The organism is Rhizobacter sp. AJA081-3 (assembly GCF_017795745.1).
Lineage (GTDB): Bacteria > Pseudomonadota > Gammaproteobacteria > Burkholderiales > Burkholderiaceae_C > Piscinibacter.
Genome location: NZ_CP059067.1, coordinates 2,400,095 through 2,423,421 on the forward strand (window position 1 = coordinate 2,400,095; position 23,327 = coordinate 2,423,421).

The window sequence follows — 23,327 nt, forward strand, 5'->3', positions numbered from 1 at the left end:
GCTCATCGGGCCTGGCTCAGGCCGCCTCGGCCAGGGTGACCGCGGCTTCCATGTCCACCGCGACGATGCGCGAGACGCCCTGCTCCTGCATGGTCACGCCGATCAGCTGCTCGGCCATCTCCATGGCGATCTTGTTGTGGCTGATGAACAGGAACTGCGTGCCCTGCGCCATCTCCTTGACCAGCTTGGCGTAGCGATCGGTGTTGGCGTCGTCCAGCGGCGCATCGACCTCGTCGAGCAGGCAGAACGGTGCCGGGTTGAGCTGGAAGATCGCGAACACCAGCGCGATGGCGGTGAGCGCCTTCTCGCCGCCCGAGAGCAGATGGATGGTGCTGTTCTTCTTGCCCGGCGGCTGCGCCATCACCTGAACGCCGGCGTCGAGGATCTCGTCGCCGGTCATCACCAGCCTGGCCTGACCGCCACCGAACAGCGTCGGGAACATGCGGCCGAAGTGCTCGTTGACCTGGTTGAAGGTGTTGCCCAGCAGGTCGCGCGTTTCCAGGTCGATCTTGTGGATGGCGTCTTCGAGCGTGTTGATCGCCTCAGACAGGTCGGCGTTCTGCGCATCGAGGAAGGTCTTGCGCTCGCGCGCTGCGGTCAACTCGTCGAGCGCGGCGAGGTTCACCGCCCCCAGCGCAGTGATCTCGCGGTTGATGCGGTCGATCTCGCCCTGCAGGCCGTAGAGCTTGACTCCGCCCGCCTCGATGCCGGCCGACAGCGCCTCGAAATCGACGCTGGCGGCGACCAGCTGCTCGAGGTACTGCGCGCCGCCGAGCTGCGCGGCCTGCTCCTCGAGCTGCAACTTGGTGATGCGATCGCGCAGCGGCTGCAGGCTTTGCTCGTGCGTGAGGCGCTGCTCTTCGGAGCGGCGCATGCGCAGCGTCAGGTCGTCGTACTCGCTGCGCTTGGCGCCCAGCGCCGCTTCGCGCTCCAGCTTGAGCGCCAGTGCGGTCTGCAGGCCGGCCTGCGCAGCGGCATCGGTGAGCCGCTCCAGCTCGTCGTTCAGCTGCTGGGCCGAGGCCTCGTTGGTGGCCACCTGCTGCACTGCCGTCTCGATGCTGCGCTGCAGTTCGCCGCGCCGCGCCGCCAGCGAACGCGCGTGGAACTGCGCCTCCTGCGACTGCCGCTCCAGCGCGCGCAGCTGCTCGCGCGCCTCGGCCAGCTTGCGCTCGGCGCCGATCACGCCCTCGTCGAGTTCGGCGTGGCGCTCTTGCGTGGTGGCGAGCTGCATGTCCAGCTCCTCGAACTTCGCCTCGCCGGTCGTGCGGCGCTCGTCGAGTTCTTCGAGCTGGCCGTCGAGCTCGGCGAGTTCCTCGTCGAGCTGGGCGCGGCGGCTGCTCGTCTGCTCGGCCAGCTGGCTCAGGCGCAGCAGTTCGACCTGCAATTGGTGGGCGCGCGTCTGCGCCTCGGTGGCGTCACGGCGCACCGCCAGCAGGCGCTGAGAGGCCTCGGTGTAGGCCGCCTCGGCGCGCACCAGCGCGCCGCGCGATTCGTCGGCGATCAGCGTCTGCGCGCGCAGCTGGCGCTCCAGGTTCTCGATCTCCTGCGCGCGGGCCAGCATGCCGGCCTGCTCGGAGTCGGGCGCGTAGAAGGCCACGGCGAACTGGCTGACCTGATGTCCCTCGCGGGTCATGATGATCTCGCCGTGCGTCAGCTTGCCCCGCGCGGCCAGCGCCTCGTCGATGCTGGCGGCGGTGTAGACGCCTTCCAGCCAGTCGTTGAGCAGCGCCTTCAGGCCGGCGTCGCCCAGGCGCAGCAGGTCGCTCAGGCGCGGCAGCGTCTGGTGCGTGTTGGCGATGGCGGCCTGCGGCGGCGTGTAGAAGGCCAGCTTGGCCGGCGGCGCGTCGTCGGCGAAGGCGCGCACGGTCTCGATGCGGCCGACTTCCAGCGCGTTGAGTCGCTCGCGCAGCGCCGATTCGAGCGCGGTTTCCCAGCCGGCCTCGATGTGCACCTTGGTCCACAGGCCCTGCAGGCCGTCCAGGCCGTGCCGCGCCAGCCAGGGCTTGAGCTTGCCCTCGGTCTGCACCTTCTCCTGCAGCGCACGCAGCGCGTCCAGGCGGGCGCTCAGGTCGGCGTGCTTGCCGCTCTCGGCATTGACCTGCTCCTGCTTCGCGCGGCGCTCCTCGTCGAGCGCGGGCACCTGCTCGCCCAGCTCGTGCAGACGCGCATCGGCCACGCCCTGCGCTTCTTCGGCGGCGGCGAACTGCAGCTTGAGCTCGCCCAGGCGCTGCATGTCGGGCGAGGCGAGCTGCTGCTTCTCGGCCGCCAGGCGGTCGCGGCGCGCATTGAACTGGCGGCGCTGCTCGTCGACGTTGCGGCTCTCGGCGGCGAGCAGCTGGATCTGCTGCTGCACCTGCGCCACCACGTTGCGCTGCTCGTTGCTCTTGCCCTGCGCGGCGCGCACGGCGTCTTCGAGCGAGGGCAGGTTGCCGGACTGCTCTTCGGCCTGAGCGGCCAGCACCTCGCCCTCCTCCTCGGCGGCGGCGATCTGTTCGGCGATCTGGCCGAGCTCGTCGTCGGCCTGCTGGCGGCGCTCGGCCCACTGCTCGCTCTGCACCTTCAGCTCGACCAGGCGCTGCTCGACGCGCGCACGGCCCTCGACCACGTAGCGAATGCGCTCCTCCAGCCGGCTCACCTCGAGCGCAGCCTCGGCCAGCAGCCCCTGCGCGCCGTGCAGCTCGTCGCTGGCGGCGTAGTGCGCCTGGCGGATCGTCTCCAGCTCGGCCTCGCCGTGGCGCAGCTCGGCCGTGCGCGCCTCGAGCGCGTTGGTGGCCTCGAGCACGGCCTTCTTGACGCGCTCTTCCTCGCTGGCCGCGTCGCGGTGCTTGAGGAACCACAGCTGGTGCAGCTTGAGCTCGCCGCTTTGCTGCAGGCCACGGTACTGCTGGGCCACCTCGGCCTGCTTCTCGAGCTTCTCGAGGTTGGCGTTGAGCTCGCGCAGGATGTCTTCCACCCGCACCAGGTTCTCGCGCGTGTCCTTCAGCCGGTTCTCGGTCTCGCGGCGGCGCTCCTTGTACTTGGAGACACCGGCGGCCTCTTCGAGGAAGAGGCGCAGCTCCTCGGGCTTGGATTCGATGATGCGGCTGATCGTGCCCTGGCCGATGATGGCGTAGGCGCGCGGGCCGAGGCCGGTGCCGAGGAACACGTCCTGCACGTCGCGGCGGCGCACCGGCTGGTTGTTGATGTAGTAGCTGCTGGTGCCGTCGCGTGTCAGCACGCGCTTGACGGCGATCTCGGTGAACTGGTTCCACTGGCCGCCGGCGCGCGCGTCGGCGTTGTCGAACACCAGCTCGACGCTGGCGCGGCTGGCCGGCTTGCGGTTGCCCGAGCCGTTGAAGATGACGTCCTGCATGGACTCACCGCGCAGTTCGCTGGCCTTGCTCTCGCCCAGCACCCAGCGCACGGCGTCCATGATGTTGGACTTTCCGCAGCCGTTGGGGCCGACCACACCGACCAGTTGCCCGGGCAACTGGAAGTTGGTGGGCTCGGCAAACGACTTGAAGCCGGAGAGCTTGATGGAGTTCAGGCGCATGGGAGAGCGGTGCCGGTGGCCTGGCTCGAGGGCCCGCGGGCCTTTGCCAAGTCCTTGATTCATATGAGAAAACCCGCGATGACGCGGGCTCTCTTCGGGCCGGGATGATACCATCGCGCCCCCGCCGAAACCCTCTCCAGACGTGACCGCCATGGCCAAGAAAGCTGCCAGCCCGAGCGCGCCCAAGCAGCGCCCGATGCCGCCCAACCCGCCCACCGCGCCGAGCAAGGAACTGCATGTGTTCCCCAACCCGGCGCCCGGGCGTGACTACGTCATCCAGTTCCAGGTGCCGGAATTCACCTGCCACTGCCCGCTGACGGGCCAGCCCGACTTCGCGCACTTCACGATCGACATGATCGCCGACGAACTCTGCGTCGAGCTGAAGAGCCTGAAGATGTACTTCTGGAGCTACCGGAACGAAGGCGCTTTCCACGAGAAGGTGACCAACGCCATCCTCGACGACATCGTGAAGGCCACGCAGCCGCGCTTCATCCGCATCACTGCCAAGTGGTACGTGCGCGGCGGCATCTACACCAACGTGGTGGCCGAGCACCGCAAGAAGGGCTGGAAGCCGCAGCCCCTCGTCGAGTTGCCGGCACACGCTGCGCAGACGGGGATGCTCTGAGCGTGCAACGGATAATCCGCCGATGAATCCGCTGCTGGCGCGCCTGCACCCCTACCCGTTCGAGCGCCTGAGGGCGCTGACGCGCGAGATCACACCCAACCCGGCCTTCAAGCCGATTGGCCTGGGCATCGGCGAGCCCAAGCATGCGACGCCGGAACTCATCAAGCGCGCGCTGAGCGAGAACCTGCAAGGCCTGGCCAGCTACCCCGCCACCGCCGGCGAGCCGGCGCTGCGCGAGGCCTGCGCCGCCTGGGTACAGCGCCGCTACGGCGTCACGCTCGACGCCGCCTCGCAGGTGCTGCCCGTCAACGGATCGCGCGAGGCCCTGTTCGCGCTGGCGCAGACAGTGATCGACCCGACGAAGCCCGGCGCCACGGTGGTCTGCCCGAATCCGTTCTATCAGATCTACGAAGGCGCAGCCCTGCTCGCCGGGGCGCAGACCGCCTTCGTCAACAGCGACCCGGCGCGCAACTTCGCCGCCGACTGGGCCAGCGTGCCAGCGGCTGTGTGGGCGCGCACGCAATTGCTCTACGTGTGCTCGCCGGGCAATCCGACCGGCGCGGTGATGCCGCTGGCGGAATGGAAGATGCTGTTCGAGCTGAGCGACCGCCACGGCTTCGTGATCACCTCCGACGAGTGCTACTCCGAGATCTACTTCCGCGACGAGCCGCCGCTGGGTTCGCTCGAAGCGGCGCAGCAGCTCGGCCGCAAGGACTTCCGCAACCTGGTCGCGCTGACGAGCCTCTCGAAGCGCTCCAACGTGCCGGGCATGCGCTCGGGCTTCGTGGCGGGCGACGCGGTGATCCTCAAGCAGTTCCTGCTCTACCGTACCTACCACGGCAGTGCCATGAGCCCGGTGGTGCAGTCGGCCAGCATCGCCGCCTGGAACGACGAGGTACACGTGGTCGACAACCGCAACCTCTACCGCGCCAAGTTCGCCCAGGTCACGCCGCTGCTGTCCAGCGTGATGGATGTCGCGCTGCCCGACGCCGGTTTCTACCTCTGGGCCGGCGTGGCCGGCGGCGACGACGTAGCCTTCGCGCTGGACCTGCTGGCTCAATACAATGTGGCGGTGCTGCCCGGCAGCCTGCTGGCACGCGAGTCCGGCGGCATCAATCCAGGCGCCGGCCGCGTGCGCCTGGCGCTGGTCGCCGGTGTCGACGAATGTGTCGAAGCCGCCCAGCGCATCGTTTCCTTCATCCAATCCCGCTGACCCATGAGCCAAGACCTGCAGAACATCATCGACCTCGCCTGGGAAGGCCGCGCCAGCCTGACCGCCGCCAACAGCCCGCAAGTGCGAGAAGCGGTCGAGCAGGTGATCGCCGATCTCAACGCCGGCCGGCTGCGCGTCGCCGAGCGCCAGGGCGTGGGCCAGTGGAACGTCAACCAGTGGGTGAAGAAAGCGGTGCTGCTGAGCTTCCGACTCAATGACAACCACGTGATGCGCGCCGGCGACCTGAGCTTCTTCGACAAGGTCGATACCAAGTTCACCCATGTGAGCGACGACGCGATGCGCGAGACCGGCATCCGCGTCGTGCCGCCGGCCGTGGCGCGCCGCGGCTCCTTCCTGGCGAAGAACGTCATCCTGATGCCCAGCTTCGTGAACATCGGCGCCTATGTCGACGAAGGCACGATGGTGGACACCTGGGCCACGGTCGGCTCCTGCGCGCAGATCGGCAAGAACGTGCATCTGTCGGGCGGCGTCGGCATCGGCGGCGTGCTCGAGCCGCTGCAGGCCAGCCCGACCATCATCGAGGACAACTGCTTCATCGGCGCGCGGTCCGAGGTGGTGGAAGGCGTGATCGTCGAGGAGAACTCGGTGATCTCGATGGGCGTGTTCATCGGCCAGAGCACCAAGATCTACGACCGCGCCACCGGCGAGGTCACGTACGGCCGCGTGCCGTCGGGCTCGGTGGTGGTCAGCGGCAGCCTGCCCAGCGCCGACGGCAAGTACAGCCTGAACTGCGCCGTGATCGTCAAGCGGGTCGACGCGCAGACGCGCTCCAAGACCAGCATCAACGACCTGCTGCGCGCCTGATCGACGGCCACGACAAACCAACTCGAGGGGGATTCGCATGAGCTCTGCTGGCGGAAACATGGAACGCGTGCTGCGGCTGATGGCCGAGAAGAACGCGTCCGACGTGTACCTGTCGGCCAACTCGCCGATCCTCATCAAGATCAACGGCCAGCTGCTGCAGCTGTCGGACCAGCCGCTGACGCATGCGCAGCCGCGTCAATTGCTCGCCGAGCTGCTGACGCCGACGCAGCTCGAGGAGCTCGAAGACAGCGGCGAGCTGAACATGAGCGTGGGCATCGCCGGAGTCGGCAGCTTCCGGCTCTCGGCGTTCCGCCAGCGCGGCTCGATCGCGGCGGTGTTCCGCTGCATCCCGGTGGTGATCCCGTCGCTGGAGAGCCTGAACGTCCCGACCATCCTCAACAACCTGATCCTCGAGAAGCGCGGCCTGATCCTGATGGTGGGCGCCACCGGCACCGGCAAGAGCACCACGCTGGCCTCGATGCTGGAGCAGCGCAACCAGCAGCTGGCCGGGCACATCCTCACCATCGAGGACCCGATCGAGTTCCTGTTCACCAACAAGAAGTCGGTGGTCAACCAGCGCGAGGTGGGCCGCGACACGCAATCGCTGCAGGTCGGCCTGAAGAACGCGCTGCGACAGGCACCCGACTGCATCATGATCGGCGAGATCCGCGACCGCGAGACCATGACCTCGGCGATCTCCTACGCGCTGTCGGGCCACCTGGTGCTGTCGACGCTGCACGCCAACAACAGCTACCACGCGCTCGGCCGGATCCTGTCGTTCTATTCGCCGGAATCCCGCCCCGCCCTGCTGGCCGACCTCGCCGCCGGCCTGAAGGCGGTGATTTCGCAGCGCCTGGTGCGCGCCGTCGCCGGCGGCCGCGTGCCGGCGGTGGAGGTGATGCTCAACACCAAGCTGGTTTCCGAACTCATCGAACAGGGCGATTTCAGCGGCGTCAAGGAAGCGATGGAGAAGTCGCTTGCCGAAGGCTCGCAGACCTTCGAGCAGGACCTGGCGCGCCTGATCACCACCGACATGATCACCCGCGACGAGGGCCTGGCCTACGCCGATTCGCCGACGAACCTGATGTGGCGCCTGCAGAACGACATGTCGCCGGTGTCGCGCATCCAGCCGAAGAAGGAAGAGAACGACGACCAGCCGACCTTCACCGAGATCCAGCTCGACGTGCGCGACGAGTCGAGCACGATGTCGGGCATGTTGCGCCCGAACTGAAATCGATGAGCCGGACGCTGCATCTCGCCGAACAGCTGATTGCCTGCCGCTCCGTGACGCCGGACGACGGCGGCTGCCAGCAGTTCATCCGCGAGCGACTGGTGCCGCTGGGCTTCGGCTTCCAGACGATCGTCTCGGGCCCGGACGACTTCCGTGTCACCAACCTGTGGGCTGTGCGCCGCGGTGCCGATGCGCAGGCGCCGATGCTCGCCTTCGCCGGCCACACCGACGTGGTGCCCACCGGACCGCTGGAGCAGTGGGCGAGCGATCCCTTCGTGCCCACGCACCGAGGCGGCAGGCTGTACGGCCGCGGCGCCGCCGACATGAAAAGCTCGCTGGCGGCGATGGTCGTGGCCACCGAAGAGTTCGTCGCCGCGCACCCTGCGCATCGCGGCTCGGTCGCCTTCCTGCTCACCAGCGATGAAGAAGGCCCGGCCAACGACGGCACGGTGAAGGTCTGCGAATGGCTGCAGGCGCAACGCATCAAGCTCGATGCCTGCATCGTCGGCGAGCCGACCTCGGTGGAGCGCCTGGGCGACATGGTCAAGAACGGCCGCCGCGGCTCGCTGTCGGGCAAGCTCAAGGTCAAGGGCGTGCAGGGCCACATCGCCTACCCGCATCTGGCGAAGAATCCCATCCACGCCGCTGCGCCGGCCCTGGCCGAGCTGGTGGCCATCGAATGGGATCGCGGCAACCGCTACTTCCCGCCGACCAGCTGGCAGATGTCGAACGTGCATGCCGGCACCGGCGCGAGCAATGTGATTCCCGGCGAGATGGTGGTGGACTTCAACTTCCGCTTCTCGACCGAGTCCACGCCCGAGCAGCTGAAGCAGCGCGTGCACGCGCTGCTCGATCGCCATGGCCTGGACTACACGATCGACTGGGTGCTCGGCGGCGAGCCCTTCCTGACGCCGGTGGGCTCACTCAGCGAAGCGCTGGTCGGCGCGATTCGCGAAGAGACGGGCATCGACACCGAGCTGTCGACCACCGGAGGCACCTCCGACGGACGCTTCATCGCGAAGATCTGCCCGCAGGTGATCGAGTTCGGGCCGCTGAACGCGAGCATCCACAAGATCGACGAGTGGGTCGAAGTGGCCAGCCTCGAGCCACTGAAGAACATCTACCGACGAACCCTCCAGACTCTGCTTGCATGAAGCTCATCGACCTCATCACCGCGCAAAGCGCCCGCCTCAAACAGGCGGGCGTTTCGTTTGGCCATGGCACCACCAACGCCTTCGACGAGGCCGCCTGGCTGGTGCTGTTCTCGCTCGGCCTGCCGCTCGACGCGCTCGAAGAACGTGCCCAGCGCGAGCTGCCCGCCGAGGACCAGGCGAAGGCCGAAGCGCTGGTCACCCGGCGCATCGAGACGCGCCAGCCCGCTGCCTACCTGACGAAGGAAGCCTGGCTGCAGAACGTGCCCTTCTACGTCGACGAGCGGACGATCGTGCCGCGCTCCTTCATCGCCGAATTGCTCGCGGATGCCGAAGGCGAAGGCATCCTGGACGCCTGGCTGACCGACCACACGCACCAGGTGCTCGACCTGTGCACCGGCAATGGCAGCCTCGCGGTGATCGCCGCGATGGCCTTCCCCGAGGTGCAGGTGGACGCCGCCGACCTCTCGCAGGACGCGCTCGACGTGGCACGTATCAACGTCGACAGGCACAAGCTCGGCGCGCGCATCCGGCTGATGCAGTCGGACCTGCTGAACGCCGTGCGCGGCCCCTATGCCCTGATCCTGTGCAACCCGCCCTACGTCAACAGCGAGAGCATGGCGAAACTGCCGGCCGAGTACCGCGCCGAGCCGACGTTGGCGCTGGCGGGCGGCGACGACGGAATGGACCTGGTGCGGCGCATCCTGCGCGACGCGCCGGCCCATCTGAACGCCGACGGCGTGCTCGTGCTCGAGATCGGCAATGAACGCTGGAACTTCGAGCGCGCCTTCCCGCGCGCCGAGGTCGCCTGGCTGCCCACCAGCGCCGGCGACGACGAGGTGCTGCTGATGACGCGCGAGGCGCTCGTCAAGCTCGCCCGAACTACCGAGACCTGATTCCATGCTGGTACTGAACGACATCTCGCTGCGACGCGGCGTCAAGCTGGTGCTGGACCACACCAGCGTCACGCTGCAACCCGGCGAGAAGATCGGCCTGGTCGGGCGCAACGGCGCCGGCAAGTCCTCGCTGTTTGCGCTGCTCACCGGCAAGCTGCATTCCGACGGCGGCGACGTGCAAATGCCGCCACGCTGGCAACAGCCCGGTGGCATGGCCGAAGTCGCGCAGGACATGCCCGAGACCGAGGAAGGCGCCACCGACTTCGTGCTGCAGGGCGACACGCCGCTGATGCTGGCGCAGCAGCGCCTGGCCGCCGCCGAGGCAGCCGACGACGGCCACGAGATCGCCGAGGCGCACCACGCCATCCAGGACGCCGGCGGCTTCGACGCCCGCGCCCGCGCGCAATCGATGCTGATGGGCCTGGGCTTCCGCAGCGAGCAGCTCGATGCGCCGGTGAACAGCTTCTCCGGCGGCTGGCGCATGCGGTTGCAGCTCGCCCGCGCGCTGATGTGCCCGGCCGAGCTGATGCTGCTCGACGAGCCGACGAACCACCTGGACCTCGACGCGCTCGTCTGGCTCGAAGCCTGGCTGCAGCGCTACACCGGCATGCTGATCGTCATCAGCCATGACCGCGAGTTCCTCGACGCGATCACCCGCGTCACGCTGCACCTCGACGAGAACAAGCTGACGCGCTACGGCGGCAACTACACCACCTTCGAGGAGATGCGCGCCGAGCGCATGGCGCTGCAGCAGGCGAGCTACGCCAAGCAGCAGGAGCGCATGGCGCACCTGCAGAAGTTCATCGACCGCTTCAAGGCCAAGGCCAGCAAGGCCAAGCAGGCGCAAAGCCGCGTCAAGGCGCTGGCGCGCATGGAGAAGCTCGCGCCGGTGCTCACGGCGAGCGATTTCCAGTTCGAGTTCCGCGAGCCGCTCTCGCTGCCGAATCCGATGCTGGCGTTCAGCGACCTGGCCTGCGGTTACCGCTCGGAAGACGGCAAGGAGACGCGCATCGTCTCCGGCATCGACCGCTCGGTGCTCGCCGGCCAGCGCATCGGCATCCTCGGCGCCAACGGCCAGGGCAAGTCGACCTTTGTGAAGACGATCTCGCACGAACTGGCGGCGCTCGCCGGCACGATGACCGAGGGCAAGGGCCTGGTGATCGGCTACTTCGCGCAGCAGGAGCTCGACGTGCTCTCGCCCGCCGACGGCCCGCTGATGCACATGGTGCGGCTGGCGCGCGACATTGGCCCGTCCGCGCGCGAGCAGGAGCTGCGCGACTTCCTCGGCTCCTTCCGATTCGTCGGCGAGATGGTCACGCAGCCGGTGGGCACGCTGTCCGGCGGCGAGAAGGCGCGCCTGGTGCTGGCCATGCTGGTGTGGCAGCGCCCCAACCTGCTGCTGATGGACGAGCCGACCAACCACCTCGACCTGACCACCCGCGAAGCGCTGTCGATGGCGCTCAACGAATTCGAGGGCACCGTGATGCTGGTCAGCCACGACCGTGCGCTGCTGCGCGAGGTCTGCGACGAGTTCTGGCTGGTCGCCGGAGGCGCGCTCAAGCCCTTCGACGGCGATCTCGACGACTACCAGAAGTGGCTGCTGGAGCAGTCTCGCGAGGCCTCCAAGGCTGCGTCGGCGCAGTCGCGCAAGCTGCGCGAGGACGCGACACCCAAGCGCAAGGAAGACCGCAAGGCCGCCGCCGCCGCAAGGCAGGCCCGCGCCGACGAGGCCAAGCCGCTGAAGAAGGAGCTGACGCTGACCGACCATCGCATGCACGTGCTGTTCGGTGAACGCGACAAGCTCGAGGCCTCCATGGCCGACGCCGCAGCGACGCCGGAGAAGCTGGCCGAGGCCGGCAAGCGGCTGAAGGCGGTCAACGACGAGATCGACCGGCTCGAAGCGCGCTGGCTCGAGCTGAGCACCCGCATCGACGAGATGACGGCGGCGGGCTGAACAGCCCGCCGCCTTTCCCTGCATCGGGCAGGGTCATTAGATTGCACACAATTCAATTGCCAACTTTCCAATACAGTCTATCCATGGCTCGCGCAACCACTCCCGCCGATACCGCCCGCCCGACCGACTGGCTGCAGCTCGACAACCAGCTCTGTTTCGCGCTGTACTCCGCTTCGCTGGCGATGACGAAGCTGTACAAGCCGCTGCTCGAACCGCTCGGCCTGACCTACCCGCAGTACCTGGCGCTCCTGGTGCTGTGGGAGCGCGACGGCCTGGCTGTGAACGAGCTCGGCGAACGCCTCTTTCTCGACTCCGGCACGCTGACACCGCTGCTCAAGCGCATGGAGGCCGCCGGTTGGCTGCAGCGCCAGCGTGCCAGCGATGACGAGCGCCGCGTGATCGTCAGCCTCACCGCCGCAGGCCGTGCGCTCAAGCGCCAGGCCCAGGCCGTGCCGCGCGCGCTGGCCGCCGCCACCGGCTGCAGCGCCGACGAACTCGTCGCGCTGACCCGCCAACTTCAGCAGCTGCGCACGCAGCTGCTCGATGCCCACCCTGTGTCCCCCACCCACTGAACGCACTGAAGGAAGCACCATGGCCCTCGACAAAGTCATCTACACCGCCCGCGCCACCACCACCGGCGGCCGCGAAGGCACCTCCAAGTCCGACGATGGCAAGCTCAGCGTCACGCTGGCGCCGCCGAAGGAAATGGGCGGCAACGGCAACGGCACGAACCCCGAGCAGATGTTCGCCGCCGGCTACTCGGCCTGCTTCATGGGCGCGATGAAGTTCGTCGCCGGCACGCAGAAGAAGGTGGTCCCGGCGGACGCGACCATCACTGCAGAGGTCGGCATCGGCCCGATCCCGGCCGGTTTCGGCATCCAGGTCGCGATGCAGATCAGCGTGCCGGGCTGGCCGAAGGCCGACACGCAGGCGCTGGTCGATGCGGCGCACAAGGTGTGCCCGTACTCGAACGCCACCCGCGGCAACATCGACGTGACGCTCACGGTGGTCTGAACGCCCCTGCGACTCAGGCGCGCATCAGCTGGAGCATCAGTTCGATGCGCGCCTGCACCGGCGTCAGCGTGCCGGCCGACGGCAACTCGTCGCCGCGCTTCATCTGCACCGGGCCATCGAGGCATCGCGTGCTGCGCAGCACCGCCACGCCGGCGTGCTGCGCCTCGATCAGGGCCGCCTCGAGCGCGTGATGCACGCTCCCGTTGCCGGTACCGGCCAGCACGATCCCCTTCACTCCGGCGGCCACCATCGCCCGCACGACCTCGCCGCGCGCTGCGGCGTGACTGGTGACGATCTCGACCCAGGGCCAGGGCTGATCCAGCACTGCCAGCCCGATCGCCTCGCCCGCCGGCCAGCCGCGAAGTCGACGCACCCAGCCCTCCTCGAACCGCGCCACCGGACCGGCCTCGCCCGAGCCGAAGGCATCGACGCGGTAGCTGTGCACCTTGCGCACGTCCCAGGCGGAATGCACCGTGCCGGCCAGCACGGCCATCACCCCGCGCGCGCCCGGTTCGCGCGCCAGCGTCACTGCATCGAGCAGGTTCTGCGGGCCGTCGCGCAGCAAGGCGGTGGCCGGCCGCATCGCTGCCGCCAGCACCACCGGCTTGGCCGGCGCGAGCAGACGCTGCAGCAGGTAGGCCGTCTCCTCGAGCGTGTCGGTGCCATGGGTGATCACGATGCCCGCGACGCCGTCGTCAGCGAGGTGATGCGCCACCCGGGCAGCCAGCGCGGCCCAGATCGAAAACTCCATGTCTTTGCTGTCGAGCTGCGCGACCTGTTCGGTGATCAGCGCCACCTCGCGCAGCGCCGGCACGGCTTCGACGAGCGCCTGCACGCCGAGTTGCGCGGCGGTGTAGCCGATGTTGTCGCCGGCCCGCGCGGCGGTGCCGGCGATCGTGCCCCCGGTGGCCAGCACGGCCACCTTGCGTGCGTCGTTTTGCATTTTTGTGCGAACTGGATGAAAATACAGCCACTGGACATTCATCCAGCGACGTCGTCATTCCCGCCCAGGAGACCCCGTGCAGGAAAAGCCCAAACTCACCGACCGGCAGCAGCAGATCCTCGACCTGGTGCAAAGCGCCATCGAGCGCACCGGCGCCCCGCCCACGCGCGCCGAGATCGCCGCCGAGCTCGGTTTCAAGTCGGCCAATGCAGCCGAGGAGCACTTGCAGGCGCTGGCGCGCAAGGGCGTCATCGAACTGGTGGGCGGCACCTCGCGCGGCATCCGCTTGAAGTCTGACACATTGCGTGCGCTCAACGAGTCGCGCGGCAAGCAGTTCAGCCTGCCGCTGCCCAGCCTGTCGCAGCTCTCCCTGCCGCTGGTGGGCCGCGTGGCAGCCGGCAGCCCGATCCTCGCGCAGGAGCACATCGACCAGACCTACCTGCTCGAGGCCAGCATGTTCCCGCGCCGGCCCGACTACCTGCTGAAGGTGCGCGGCATGAGCATGCGCGACGCCGGCATCATGGACGGCGACCTGCTCGCCGTGCAGAAGGCGAGCGATGCCAAGAACGGCCAGATCGTGGTGGCGCGGCTGGGCGACGAGGTCACCGTCAAACGCTTCAAGCGCACCCGCAACGGCATCGAACTGATCCCCGAGAACCCCGACTTCCAGACCATCGTGGTCTCCGCCGACAGAAGCTCGGCGGAAGGTGATTTCGAGCTCGAGGGCCTGGCGGTCGGCCTGATCCGCAACAACATGATGATGTGAGATGGGCGCTGCGCAGACCATCAAGGCACCCAAGGCGGCGAGCGCTGCCGAGTGCGAGACGCTCGAGCAACTGCCCAACATCGGCCCGGCCCTGGCGGCCGATCTGCGCCTGATCGGCATCCGAACGCCGGCCGAGTTGCGCGGCAAGGACCCGTTCGTGCTCTACCAGAAGCTGTGCGCCGCCACCGGCCAGCGGCAGGACCCTTGCGTGCTCGACACCTTCATGGCCGCCACCGACTTCATGCGTGGTGCACCCGCCGCGCCCTGGTGGAAGTACACGCCGCAGCGCAAGGCGCTGTTCGGCCAGGTCTGAGCGGCGCGTGCCGCCCGGCGTTCACTTGCGCGGCTGCAGCACCAGCGTGTGCTCGGCCGCCCCGCCCCACACCGGCACGTAGTCCACCTTCGCCCAGCGCTCCACGAAGCTGCGGTACAGCGGCGACAACGGGATGCCCGACTGCCCGGTGGAATGCATGAAGCGCGACTGCGCCGGGTCGCCCAGGTCGTACAGCGCCCGCAGCGACGGGCCGTGTTCGTCGAGGTAGAACTCGCCGGTGGTCGCGTCGGGCTTCAGCCCCACGCGCGACACGTTGACGGTGTAGGTGTCGCCGCCCATCGGCGCGCGCATCTCGAACCAGGGTGCCAGTGCCTTCACGCGGCTGAACGGCCGGTGCTCGGAGCGCGCCTGATGCGCGCGGTCCCAGCGCCAGGCAGCCGGGTCCGGCCCCTGCAGCTGTTGCAGTTCGTCGAGCGCGCGGCTCAGCGCCGCCGCGTTCTGCTGCGCGCAGGTCTCCTCCGCCGGCGTGGCCTTGTCGTCGCACCACCAGGCGCCATTGCCTTCCATCACGGCTTCCAGCGCATCGCGATAGGCGCGACCGCCGGCCGCCCAGGACTCTGCACCCATCTCGTCGGCGAACACGCCCTGCGACAGCTGCCGGGCCCAGGCCCAGAAGATCAGCGGCGCCGCCTTGTCGCCGACCATGCGGCCATCGAATTCGGCCAGTTCGCGCTGCGCCACGGCGGCCAGCGGATGCTCGGATCGGGCCAGGCGCAGCACCGGCAGCAGCCGCACCGTGGCCAGCGACAGCACGTCGGCATGCATGTCGCGCAGATCGTCGATCGAGTGCTTCGGCTTGGCCTGCAGCATCTGCTCGATGCGCTGCATGCGATAGGGCGCTGCCCATTCGTTGGTGATGTAGTGCGGGTAGTCGACCGGGTGGATGCGCTGGTTCGCCGTGGCGATCCAGCCACGCGGCGGGTCGAGCTCGCGTGGCGTCACCGTCGGGTCGAGGAATCCGGCCCAGTCGTAGCGCGCCTCCCAACCAGGCGACGGCACCTGCCCTTTCAGTTCGTTGTCGGGCTTGCGCAGCGGCACGCGCCCGGCCGAGACCACGCCGATGCGGCCCTCGCGGTCGGCAACCACCATGTTCTGCATCGGCGCGACGTAGCGTGAGGTCGCCTTGACGAATTCGGGCACCGAGCGGGCCTGCACCATGTCCAGGCTCGCCTCCAGCGTGCCGGGGTCGGGGTCCAGCGCCGTCCAGCGCATCGTCAGGACGTAACCGGGGCTGCTCGCCGGCCCGGTGAGGCCGCTGGCCACGCCGGCGTCGGAGATGACCGGCCCGTGGCGCGTCGCGCGCACCGTCATCTGCACGTCGGGCTGGCCCTTGACCTTGATCACCTCCTCGAAGGTCTCGAACTTCTCCCAGCCCTGCGGGGTCTGGTATCGGGTCGGGTCGCCGGGCTGGATCCGTTCCAGGTAGAGGTCCTGCACGTCCGGCCCGGTGTTGGTGAAGCCCCAGGCGATGTGCTCGTTCTGGCCGAGCACCACCGTCGCCTGGCCGGGCATGGTGGCCCCCGCCACCTTGAACGCGGGCGTTTCGATGCGCGCGAAGTACCACAGCGCCGGGGCGCTCAGCTTGAGGTGCGGGTCGTTGGCCAGCAGCGCCTTGCCGGTGCTGGTGTGCGAACCGGCCAGCACCCAGTTGTTCGAGCCGACGCCCTCGATGCCCGACTCCGGCGCGGCACGCAGCGCCTGTGCGCCGAGTTTGCCGTCGACCTTGAGCGTGCGGTACATCGCGGCGTAGTCCGCCGTCGCCAGCGGCTTGTCGCCGGGGTACGGCGGGATCAGCTCGTTGATGCGCTCGACCGGCAGGCGCAGCGACAGGCGCATGCGCTGCAGTTCGGTGCCCCAGTTCCCGCCCAGGTCCCAGGCCATCATGATGGCCCAGGCCAGACTGTCCTGCGGGGTCCAGGGTTCGGGCTGCAGTCCGAGAATGAGGAACTCGGGCGGACGCGCCTGCATGGCCTGCTGCACGTAGGCGTTGACGCCCTGGCTGTAGGCGACGAGCACGCTGCGAGCCTGCGGCTCGATGCGCGCCCACTGGGCCGCGGCAGCGCGCTTGACGCCCAGCGCGCGCAGGAAGCGATCGGTCTCCAGGGCCGGCGCACCGAAGGCCTCGGCGAGGCGACCGGAGGCGATGCGGCGGTGGGTCTCGAGTTGCCACAGGCGGTCCTGCGCATGCACGAAGCCCAGACCGAACGCGGCATCTTCCGCACTGCCGGCGCGGACGGTCGGGATGCCGACGCCGTCACGCTCGATGCGCACCTCGCCGGTCGGGCCGCTGAGCTGCACGGTACCGTCCGTCTGCGGCAGCACCCGCTGGCGATAGACCAGGTACAAGGCCACCGCTGCGATCGCCAGCAGCACCACCAGCATCAACCCACGCCGCATCCATTGCATCGCTTTATTCCCCAGCGTCCAAAGAAACAGCCGCGCAGCTTACGCCAGAGCGTGAAATAGAGGCGCTCTTGCCTGCTTCTCGTTGAGCCACGAGGCCGTGTGCAGGTTCACACTGGAGTCCACGCCGTCGCCCCCTTGCGCACGGCTTGGCACCATGATCACCAGCCTGCACGAACGCCGCCCTCCCGCCAGCCGCACGCGCCCCGCGCGGCTGGAGATCTGCCCACCGCAACGAAACCTCTCCTCGCAGGCCTGGTTGTCGCGTGTCAGGTCGTGGCTGTCGGCCGGCTGGAACGGCACGCCGCTTCAGGAGGATGTCGGCGTCGACCGATCGCTGGTGCTGGCGGCCGCCCGTCAGGACTTCTTCCAGTCGGTGGTCGACCTCACCCTGCCCGCCGCGGCCAAGCTGCTCGACCGCATCGAGTTCGCCCGCACGATGCGCGACCTGTGGCACCTGCGTGCCGAGGTGTTCGCGCTCGTTGCGCTCGAGCGCAGCCAGCAGGAGGCCGACCGGCGCCTGGCGCTGCTGAATCGCCACTTCCCGACGCGCGCGCCGCGTTCCGGTTTTGGCGGCCTGGCAGCCAAGGACATGTGGCCCTGAGCCACGCCGGCTAGCGCGAACTCAGCGCCAGCTTCAGCCCGAGACCGACGAACATCGCCCCGGCGGCCCGCTGCAGCCAAGGGCCGAAGCGTCCCGCGTCGTCGCGCTTCGCGAGGCTCGCTGCCGCTCGGCTGGCCAGCAGCGCAACGACCAGGTTCACCCCCGTACCGCCCAGGTTGAACAGCGTGCCCAGCACCACCAGGGCCCCCGCCTGGCCTGGGGCGCCTGCATCGATGAACTGCGGCAGGAAAGCCAGGAAGAAGAGCGCCACCTTGGGGTTCAGCGCATTCGTCAACGCGCCTTGCCAGAACGGGTTGCCGCTTCGCGACAGGCGCTCGGGCGCCTGCCCGGCTGTCTCGCGGCGCACGCGCAGCATCGTCAGCCCGGTCCACACCAGGTAGGCGGCGCCAGCCCACTTGACCGCGGCGAAGGCCAGATCCGAGGCGGCCAGCAGCGCCGACAGGCCGACGGCGGCGAGCAGCGTGTGGAACAGGCAGCCCGCGCCCACACCGAGCGCCGCCAGCAGCCCGGCACGCCGCCCGCGCGAGGCCGCGGTGCCTGCGACGAACAGCATGTCCGGGCCGGGCGTCAGGTTCAGCAGCAGCGCGGCGCCGACGAACAGCGCGAGGTCGTGGACCGGCAGGCTCAAGTCAGGCTGCCCAGATAGTCGCCCTTGCCCAGCTCGACGCCGTTGTGGCGCAGCAGCGCGTAGGCGGTGGTCAGGTGGAAGAAGAAGTTGGGGAGCACGTAGTTCTTCAGGTACGCCTCGCCCTTCATCGTGAGGTTGCCGTCGCGTCGCGGCACGGTGATGTCCTTCGCCTCGCTGCCGTCGATGGCGTCAGCCGGCACCGAGCGGACGAACTCCAGCGTCTTGCGGATGCGCTCGCGCAGGTCGGCCAGGCTGGCTTCGTTGTCGTCGAACTTGGGGGCCTCGACGCCGCCCAGGCGTGCCACGCCGAACTTGGCGGCGTCGCAGGCGATCTGGATCTGCTTGAGGAAGGGCAGCATGTCGGGCGCCAGCCGCGCCGCCATGTACACGGACGGGTCGAATTTCTTCGCCTGGGCGTGTGCCTCGGCCTTGTCCATCCACTGCACGAGGTGGCCGAGCATGCGGGTGAACACCGGCACGCTGGCCGAATGCATCGAGATCGTCATGGATGTCTCCTGGAAGGGTCTGTACGAAGTCGCCGATCCTAGCGAGACGGCGCCGGGCGTGCACAATCGACGGGAGAACCCCGCCGCTGCCTGCCCTCGCCCGTGAACATCATCATCCTCGACGACTACCAGGATGCCGTGCGCAAGCTACAGTGCGCGGCGATGCTGGAACCGCTGAACGCCAAGGTCTTCACCAACACCGTCAAGGGCATCGGGCAGTTGTCGATCCGCCTGCGCGACGCCGAGGTGCTGGTGCTGATCCGCGAGCGCACGCAGTTCCCGCGGCAGCTGCTCGAAAAGCTGCCCAAGCTCAAGCTGATCGCGCAGACCGGGCGGGTCGGCTCGCACGTCGACATCGACACCTGCACGCGACTGGGCATCGCCGTGGCCGAGGGCGCCGGCTCGCCGACGGCACCCGCCGAGCTCACCTGGGCGCTGATCATGGCGGCGATGCGTCGGTTGCCGCAGTACATCGGCAACCTCAAGCACGGTGCCTGGCAGCAGTCGGGGCTGAAGGCCGCGTCGATGCCGGCCAACTTCGGCATCGGCACGGTGCTCAAGGGCCGCACGCTGGGCATCTGGGGCTACGGCAAGATCGGCCAGCTGGTGGCCGGCTACGGCCGCGCCTTCGGCATGAAGGTGCAGGTGTGGGGCAGCGAAGGCTCGCGCGAGCGCGCCGTGACGGACGGCCATGCCGCCGCGCAGAGCTGCGAGCAATTCTTCGAGAGCAGCGACGTGCTGACGCTGCACCTGCGCCTGCACGAGGCCACCCGCGGCATCGTCAAGCACGAAGCCCTGACGCGGATGAAGCCCACCGCGCTGCTGGTCAACACCTCGCGCGCCGAACTGATCGAGGAAGGCGCACTGGTGGGCGCGCTGAACCGTGGACGCCCCGGCATGGCGGCCGTCGACGTGTTCGAGAGCGAGCCCATTCTCCAGGGCCACCCGCTGCTGCGGCTCGAGAATGCGGTGTGCACACCGCACATCGGCTATGTCGAGCTCGACAGCTACGAGCTCTACTTCCGGGCGGCGTTCGAGAACGTCATCAATTTCATCCACCAGAAGCCGACGAACATCGTCAATCCGGACGCGCTGCGCGTGATCCGATGAGCGTGGGGGCCGGCCGCGGCGGGCCCGGCGCCGGGCCGCCCCAAGCGGGCCCGCGCCCCCTCGGGGGGCCGCTCGGCGTACCCGACGAGCGGGGGGCTCGTTGGGCGCTGCTCAGCGGCAACTTCGTCATCGGCTGCGGCGTGATGGTCGTGGCCGGCACGCTGAACGACCTGTCGCGCTCGCTGCAGGTCTCGGTGGCGCTGGCCGGGCAGCTGATCGCCATCGGCGCGGTGGTGATGGGCGTGTGCGCGCCGCTGCTCGCCGGCTGGGTGGCCGGCTTCGACCGGCGCCGGCTGCTCGCCGCCTCGCTGGCCTGGTACGCCGCCGGCCACGCGCTGTCGGCGCTGATGCCCGACTACGCGGCGCTGTGGCCGGTGCGCGCCCTGTGCATGCTCGGCGCGGCCGTGTTCACGCCGCAAGCGGCGGCGGCGATCGGCCACATGACCGCGCCGGAGCACCGCGGCCGCGCCATCACCTTCGTCTTCCTCGGTTGGTCGCTCGCCTCGGTGGCCGGCATGCCGATCGCGTCGTGGCTGGGCGAGACCTTCGGCTGGCGCGTCGCCTTCGGCGCGGTCTCGCTGCTCGCCGCCGCCTCCGCGGTCTGGGTGTACCGGGCCATGCCCGACGGAGTGAAACCGGCTGCGCTGTCGCTGGCCGCCTGGCGCGAGGCCTTCACGCACCCGGTGCTGATGGCCATCGTCGCCGTCACCGCGCTGCAGAGCGCCGGTCAGTTCACGCTGTTTTCCTACTTCGCGCCCTACTACCGCCAGACGCTGAACGCCACGCCGGCGCAGATCAGCCTGCTGTTCGCCTGGTTCGGTGCCTTCGGCCTGCTCGGCAATGTGCTGCTCTCGCGCCACATCGACCGCTTCGGCGCCGCGCGCTGCGTGGCCCTCACGCTGTGCCTGATCACGCTGTCGCTGCTAGCCTGGCCGCTGGCCACCGGCTTCGCGACCATGGCGCTGGTGCTGGTGCCGTGGGCGCTGGGCTGCTTCGCGACCAACTCGGCTCAGCAGGCCCGCCTGGGCCTGGCCGCCCAGGCCCTGGCGCCGGCGCTGATGGCATTGAACACCTCGGCGATCTACCTCGGCCAGGCGATCGGCGCGGCCAGCGGCGGCGTGCTGCTGAGCCACTCGGGCTACACCCAGCTGCACTGGGTGGGCTCGGTCTGGATGTTCGCCGCCATCGCGCTGAGCCTGTGGGCCGGTGCCCACGCACGCAGGCCGCAATGAACGACACCTCGCCCGGCCCGCGATCGCCGGCCGACCTCTTCTTCAGCTTCAACCGGCTGGCGCTGCAGGGCTTCGGCGGCGTGCTCGCGGTGGCGCAGGTCGAGCTCGTCGAGAACAAGCGCTGGCTGACGCGCGAGCAGTTCGTCGAGCTGCTTTCGGCCAGCCAGGTGCTGCCCGGGCCGAACGTGGTCAACCTCGCGCTGATGCTGGGCGACCGCTGGTTCGGCACGCGCGGCGCGGTGGCGGCACTGGCCGGCCTGCTGCTGGTGCCGCTGGCCATCGTGATGGCGCTGACCCTGGTCTACGACCGCTTCGCCGGCGTACCGGCCGTCGCCGGCGCGCTGCGTGGCATGGGCGCCGTGGCGGCCGGGCTGGTGCTGGTCACCGCCCTCAAGCTCATCGGCACGCTGCGCGGCAACCGGATGGGTCCTGCGGCCTGCGCGCTCGTGGCGGCCGCCACCTTTGCGGCAATCGCCCTCGCACGCGTGCCGCTGGTCTGGGTGATCCTGGGGCTCGGGCCGCTTGCCTGCGCATTCGCGTGGCGGAGGCTGCGCGCATGAACGCTTTGTCGGCAGCTGACCTGCTGTCGTTGCTCGGCCACTTCATGCTGCTGAGCCTGCTGGCCGTGGGCGGTGCGATGACGACGGCCTCGGACATGCACCGCTACGTCGTCGTCGAGCACGGATGGATCAGCGACGCGCAGTTCACCAGCTCGATCGCGATCGCGCAGGCGGCGCCGGGGCCGAACGTGCTGTTCGTCGCGGTGATCGGCTGGAACGTCGCCGGTGCCGCCGGCGCGCTGGCCACGCTGGCCGGCACGCTGGCCCCGTCGACATTGCTCGTGCTGGCGGTCTCGCGCTGGGCGGCGCAGCGGCGCGAGCACCGCGGCGTGCGCGCCTTCACCACCGGCATGGCGCCACTGACGCTCGGGCTGCTGCTGGCCACCGGCTGGGTGCTCGCCGAGCCCTTCGTGCGCGTGACTGATCAGCGTGTCGGCGCGCTGGCGCTGATCGCGGCGACGATCGTAGCGATGATGCGGTTCAAGCTCAGCCCGATGTGGCTGGTGGCGCTGGGTGCCGTGGTCGGCGCGGCCGGCGGGATCTGAGCGAGGCGATCAGCTGAGTGCGTGGTCCAGCAGGTCGGGCAGGTGGGCCAGTTCGTCGGCCACCGATTCGGGCATGCCGTCCCAGCCGGAGTCGAGCGACTGCGTGACGAGCACATCGGCTCCGCCGTCGGCGCTTCGACGCACCTGCACGCTCAGCGGCACATCGGGCGGTGAATCGGCCGAGGCCATCAGCACCGGCGTGCCGCCGATCGCCGAGGCCAGCACGATCACCTGCCCCTGCTGGCCGATTCGCGCGATGACCTCGTGGCCGCGCTCTCGCGCGGCCTCCTCGATGCGCTGCACCGTCTCCTTCACGCCAAAGGGGCTGTGGCGCAGCACGCGCATCGAACTGGCCAGGCGCTCGACGTCGAGCACGCCGCGGCCGGTGCACAGCGAGGCCATCACAACCGCGAGACTGCCGGTCATCCAGAGCCGAAAGGGGATTCGGGCCACCACGCCGCGCGATGCAGCCTGGGGTTGGATGCGTTCGTTTTGCATGCCTCAACCCTAACCGCCGCTTGTGTCAATCGCAATACGCGATCCGGCCCATCATGTAAAGAATCGCAAGCCGAACCTGTTGCCCAAAGTCAACACGTCACTTGGTGCCGAAGATCTTGTCACCGGCATCACCGAGGCCCGGAATGATGTAGCCGAGCTCGTTGAGGTGGCTGTCGATCGCCGCCGTCCAGCAGCGAACGTCGGGGTGTGCCTTCTCCAAAGCGGCCACGCCTTCGGGCGCGGCCACCAGCACCAGCGCGCGCACGTCCTTGCAGCCGCGGCTCTTGAGCAGGTCGACGGTGGCGATCATCGATCCGGCGGTGGCGAGCATCGGGTCGACGATCAGCGCGGTGCGCTCGTCGAGGTGGCCGACGAAGCGCTCGAAGTAGTGCTCCGGCTGCAGCGTCTCGTGGTTGCGCGACAGGCCGACCACGCTGACCTTCGCGTTGGGGATCATGTCGAGCACGCCATCGAGCATGCCCAGGCCCGCGCGCAGTATCGGTACCACCGTGACCTTGCGGCCCGCGATGCGGTCCACCTCGGTGGGGCCGCTCCAGCAGTCGATCATCGCCTTCTCGAGCGGGAAGTCCACCGTGGCCTCGTAGGCCAGCAGCCGTGCCAGCTCGTTGGTCAACTCGCGGAACTTCTTGGTCGAGATGTCGTTCTCGCGCAGCAGGCCGACCTTGTGCTTGACCAGCGGGTGGCGGACGTCGATGACGGGCATGGCGACTCGGTT

General features: G+C 69.1%; 23 protein-coding genes. 16 read left to right on the forward strand and 7 right to left on the reverse strand.

What is annotated here, in order from left to right; all coding sequences use genetic code 11:
- Positions 1-16: 16 nt before the first annotated feature.
- Entirely contained in the window at positions 17-3,532 is a 3,516-nt protein-coding gene (gene smc, locus HZ992_RS11445) for a chromosome segregation protein SMC (protein ID WP_209386755.1), read from the reverse strand.
- 196 nt (positions 3,533-3,728) lie between these two features.
- On the opposite strand from smc, the gene queF reads away from it, so the two are divergent.
- The 9 genes from queF (at position 3,729) to HZ992_RS11490 (ending at position 12,441) form a co-directional block, all read left to right on the forward strand.
- A complete protein-coding gene (queF, locus tag HZ992_RS11450; protein ID WP_209387141.1) occupies positions 3,729-4,157 on the forward strand; it encodes a preQ(1) synthase in 429 nt (142 codons plus the stop codon).
- Positions 4,158-4,179: 22 nt separating this feature from the next.
- Positions 4,180-5,370 (forward strand): succinyldiaminopimelate transaminase, encoded by a 1,191-nt coding sequence (dapC, locus tag HZ992_RS11455; protein WP_209386756.1) that lies wholly within the window; start codon positions 4,180-4,182, stop codon positions 5,368-5,370.
- A 3-nt stretch (positions 5,371-5,373) separates the two neighbouring features.
- Positions 5,374-6,195, forward strand: a complete 822-nt coding sequence (dapD, locus tag HZ992_RS11460; protein WP_209386757.1) for a 2,3,4,5-tetrahydropyridine-2,6-dicarboxylate N-succinyltransferase — start codon at positions 5,374-5,376, stop codon at positions 6,193-6,195.
- A 58-nt stretch (positions 6,196-6,253) separates the two neighbouring features.
- Complete coding sequence (locus HZ992_RS11465; RefSeq protein ID WP_209386758.1) at positions 6,254-7,426, forward strand: PilT/PilU family type 4a pilus ATPase; 1,173 nt, start codon at positions 6,254-6,256, stop codon at positions 7,424-7,426.
- A gap of 5 nt (positions 7,427-7,431) precedes the next feature.
- Positions 7,432-8,580, forward strand: a complete 1,149-nt coding sequence (dapE, locus tag HZ992_RS11470; RefSeq protein ID WP_209386759.1) for a succinyl-diaminopimelate desuccinylase — start codon at positions 7,432-7,434, stop codon at positions 8,578-8,580.
- A complete protein-coding gene (prmB, locus tag HZ992_RS11475) occupies positions 8,577-9,473 on the forward strand; it encodes a 50S ribosomal protein L3 N(5)-glutamine methyltransferase (protein WP_209386760.1) in 897 nt (298 codons plus the stop codon). Before dapE ends, prmB begins: the two co-directional genes overlap by 4 nt.
- A gap of 4 nt (positions 9,474-9,477) precedes the next feature.
- On the forward strand, positions 9,478-11,427 hold the full coding sequence (locus tag HZ992_RS11480) for an ABC-F family ATP-binding cassette domain-containing protein (RefSeq protein WP_209386761.1): 1,950 nt from the start codon (positions 9,478-9,480) through the stop codon (positions 11,425-11,427).
- 83 nt (positions 11,428-11,510) lie between these two features.
- Entirely contained in the window at positions 11,511-11,999 is a 489-nt protein-coding gene (locus HZ992_RS11485; RefSeq protein WP_209386762.1) for a MarR family winged helix-turn-helix transcriptional regulator, read from the forward strand.
- A gap of 19 nt (positions 12,000-12,018) precedes the next feature.
- Positions 12,019-12,441 (forward strand): organic hydroperoxide resistance protein, encoded by a 423-nt coding sequence (locus HZ992_RS11490; RefSeq protein ID WP_209386763.1) that lies wholly within the window; start codon positions 12,019-12,021, stop codon positions 12,439-12,441.
- 13 nt (positions 12,442-12,454) lie between these two features.
- On the opposite strand, the gene HZ992_RS11495 is transcribed toward HZ992_RS11490, so the two are convergent.
- Entirely contained in the window at positions 12,455-13,426 is a 972-nt protein-coding gene (locus HZ992_RS11495; protein WP_245213438.1) for an asparaginase, read from the reverse strand.
- 34 nt (positions 13,427-13,460) lie between these two features.
- Between HZ992_RS11495 and lexA the strand changes: the two genes are divergently transcribed.
- Together lexA and HZ992_RS11505 are read left to right on the forward strand one after the other, a co-directional pair.
- Positions 13,461-14,150, forward strand: a complete 690-nt coding sequence (gene lexA / locus HZ992_RS11500) for a transcriptional repressor LexA (protein ID WP_209386764.1) — start codon at positions 13,461-13,463, stop codon at positions 14,148-14,150.
- A gap of 1 nt (position 14,151) precedes the next feature.
- Positions 14,152-14,463, forward strand: a complete 312-nt coding sequence (locus HZ992_RS11505; protein ID WP_209386765.1) for a helix-hairpin-helix domain-containing protein — start codon at positions 14,152-14,154, stop codon at positions 14,461-14,463.
- A 21-nt stretch (positions 14,464-14,484) separates the two neighbouring features.
- Here the strand turns inward: HZ992_RS11505 and HZ992_RS11510 are convergent, their stop codons facing one another.
- Complete coding sequence (locus HZ992_RS11510) at positions 14,485-16,890, reverse strand: penicillin acylase family protein (RefSeq protein WP_209386766.1); 2,406 nt, start codon at positions 16,888-16,890, stop codon at positions 14,485-14,487.
- A 154-nt stretch (positions 16,891-17,044) separates the two neighbouring features.
- Here HZ992_RS11510 and HZ992_RS11515 point away from each other — a divergent pair, with 154 nt between their 5' ends.
- Positions 17,045-17,491 carry a hypothetical protein gene (locus tag HZ992_RS11515; RefSeq protein ID WP_209386767.1) on the forward strand — a complete coding sequence of 149 codons (447 nt, stop codon included), beginning with the start codon at positions 17,045-17,047 and terminating at the stop codon, positions 17,489-17,491.
- A 10-nt stretch (positions 17,492-17,501) separates the two neighbouring features.
- Here the strand turns inward: HZ992_RS11515 and HZ992_RS11520 are convergent, their stop codons facing one another.
- On the reverse strand, positions 17,502-18,140 hold the full coding sequence (locus HZ992_RS11520) for a LysE family translocator (protein WP_209386768.1): 639 nt from the start codon (positions 18,138-18,140) through the stop codon (positions 17,502-17,504).
- A complete protein-coding gene (locus tag HZ992_RS11525; protein WP_209386769.1) occupies positions 18,137-18,646 on the reverse strand; it encodes a DUF1993 domain-containing protein in 510 nt (169 codons plus the stop codon). The genes HZ992_RS11520 and HZ992_RS11525 overlap by 4 nt, the downstream gene beginning before the upstream one ends.
- A gap of 102 nt (positions 18,647-18,748) precedes the next feature.
- Between HZ992_RS11525 and HZ992_RS11530 the strand changes: the two genes are divergently transcribed.
- From HZ992_RS11530 to HZ992_RS11545, 4 genes are read left to right on the forward strand one after another with little or no spacing between them, the layout of a single operon-like run.
- The gene (locus HZ992_RS11530; protein WP_209386770.1) at positions 18,749-19,756 is read left to right on the forward strand and encodes a D-2-hydroxyacid dehydrogenase family protein; all 1,008 of its coding nucleotides are present in this window, start codon (positions 18,749-18,751) and stop codon (positions 19,754-19,756) included.
- Positions 19,753-20,988: an MFS transporter gene (locus HZ992_RS11535; protein ID WP_209386771.1), complete on the forward strand. Its 1,236-nt coding sequence runs from the start codon at positions 19,753-19,755 to the stop codon at positions 20,986-20,988. The genes HZ992_RS11530 and HZ992_RS11535 overlap by 4 nt, the downstream gene beginning before the upstream one ends.
- Entirely contained in the window at positions 20,985-21,548 is a 564-nt protein-coding gene (locus tag HZ992_RS11540) for a chromate transporter (protein ID WP_209386772.1), read from the forward strand. Before HZ992_RS11535 ends, HZ992_RS11540 begins: the two co-directional genes overlap by 4 nt.
- Entirely contained in the window at positions 21,545-22,093 is a 549-nt protein-coding gene (locus tag HZ992_RS11545) for a chromate transporter (protein ID WP_209386773.1), read from the forward strand. The genes HZ992_RS11540 and HZ992_RS11545 overlap by 4 nt, the downstream gene beginning before the upstream one ends.
- 9 nt (positions 22,094-22,102) lie before the next feature.
- Here the strand turns inward: HZ992_RS11545 and HZ992_RS11550 are convergent, their stop codons facing one another.
- Positions 22,103-22,591: a hypothetical protein gene (locus tag HZ992_RS11550; RefSeq protein ID WP_209386774.1), complete on the reverse strand. Its 489-nt coding sequence runs from the start codon at positions 22,589-22,591 to the stop codon at positions 22,103-22,105.
- Between the two features lie 97 nt (positions 22,592-22,688).
- Positions 22,689-23,315, reverse strand: coding sequence for a uracil phosphoribosyltransferase (upp, locus tag HZ992_RS11555; protein WP_209386775.1), 627 nt, complete (start codon positions 23,313-23,315; stop codon positions 22,689-22,691).
- Positions 23,316-23,327: the final 12 nt, after the last annotated feature.

What these genes read in the sequence shown, in the direction of transcription:
- HZ992_RS11510 (WP_209386766.1), bottom strand. Translation starts at nt 16,890, where the DNA reads ATGCAATGGATGCGGCGTGGGTTGATGCTGGTGGTGCTGCTGGCGATC.
- dapD (WP_209386757.1), top strand. Translation starts at nt 5,374, where the DNA reads ATGAGCCAAGACCTGCAGAACATCATCGACCTCGCCTGGGAAGGCCGC.
- HZ992_RS11535 (WP_209386771.1), top strand. Translation starts at nt 19,753, where the DNA reads ATGAGCGTGGGGGCCGGCCGCGGCGGGCCCGGCGCCGGGCCGCCCCAA.
- HZ992_RS11465 (WP_209386758.1), top strand. Translation starts at nt 6,254, where the DNA reads ATGGAACGCGTGCTGCGGCTGATGGCCGAGAAGAACGCGTCCGACGTG.
- HZ992_RS11545 (WP_209386773.1), top strand. Translation starts at nt 21,545, where the DNA reads ATGAACGCTTTGTCGGCAGCTGACCTGCTGTCGTTGCTCGGCCACTTC.
- queF (WP_209387141.1), top strand. Translation starts at nt 3,729, where the DNA reads ATGCCGCCCAACCCGCCCACCGCGCCGAGCAAGGAACTGCATGTGTTC.
- prmB (WP_209386760.1), top strand. Translation starts at nt 8,577, where the DNA reads ATGAAGCTCATCGACCTCATCACCGCGCAAAGCGCCCGCCTCAAACAG.
- smc (WP_209386755.1), bottom strand. Translation starts at nt 3,532, where the DNA reads ATGCGCCTGAACTCCATCAAGCTCTCCGGCTTCAAGTCGTTTGCCGAG.
- dapC (WP_209386756.1), top strand. Translation starts at nt 4,180, where the DNA reads ATGAATCCGCTGCTGGCGCGCCTGCACCCCTACCCGTTCGAGCGCCTG.
- HZ992_RS11525 (WP_209386769.1), bottom strand. Translation starts at nt 18,646, where the DNA reads ATGACGATCTCGATGCATTCGGCCAGCGTGCCGGTGTTCACCCGCATG.
- HZ992_RS11490 (WP_209386763.1), top strand. Translation starts at nt 12,019, where the DNA reads ATGGCCCTCGACAAAGTCATCTACACCGCCCGCGCCACCACCACCGGC.
- HZ992_RS11550 (WP_209386774.1), bottom strand. Translation starts at nt 22,591, where the DNA reads ATGCAAAACGAACGCATCCAACCCCAGGCTGCATCGCGCGGCGTGGTG.
- HZ992_RS11540 (WP_209386772.1), top strand. Translation starts at nt 20,985, where the DNA reads ATGAACGACACCTCGCCCGGCCCGCGATCGCCGGCCGACCTCTTCTTC.
- HZ992_RS11515 (WP_209386767.1), top strand. Translation starts at nt 17,045, where the DNA reads ATGATCACCAGCCTGCACGAACGCCGCCCTCCCGCCAGCCGCACGCGC.
- HZ992_RS11495 (WP_245213438.1), bottom strand. Translation starts at nt 13,426, where the DNA reads ATGAATGTCCAGTGGCTGTATTTTCATCCAGTTCGCACAAAAATGCAA.
- HZ992_RS11485 (WP_209386762.1), top strand. Translation starts at nt 11,511, where the DNA reads ATGGCTCGCGCAACCACTCCCGCCGATACCGCCCGCCCGACCGACTGG.
- upp (WP_209386775.1), bottom strand. Translation starts at nt 23,315, where the DNA reads ATGCCCGTCATCGACGTCCGCCACCCGCTGGTCAAGCACAAGGTCGGC.
- HZ992_RS11480 (WP_209386761.1), top strand. Translation starts at nt 9,478, where the DNA reads ATGCTGGTACTGAACGACATCTCGCTGCGACGCGGCGTCAAGCTGGTG.
- dapE (WP_209386759.1), top strand. Translation starts at nt 7,432, where the DNA reads ATGAGCCGGACGCTGCATCTCGCCGAACAGCTGATTGCCTGCCGCTCC.
- HZ992_RS11505 (WP_209386765.1), top strand. Translation starts at nt 14,152, where the DNA reads ATGGGCGCTGCGCAGACCATCAAGGCACCCAAGGCGGCGAGCGCTGCC.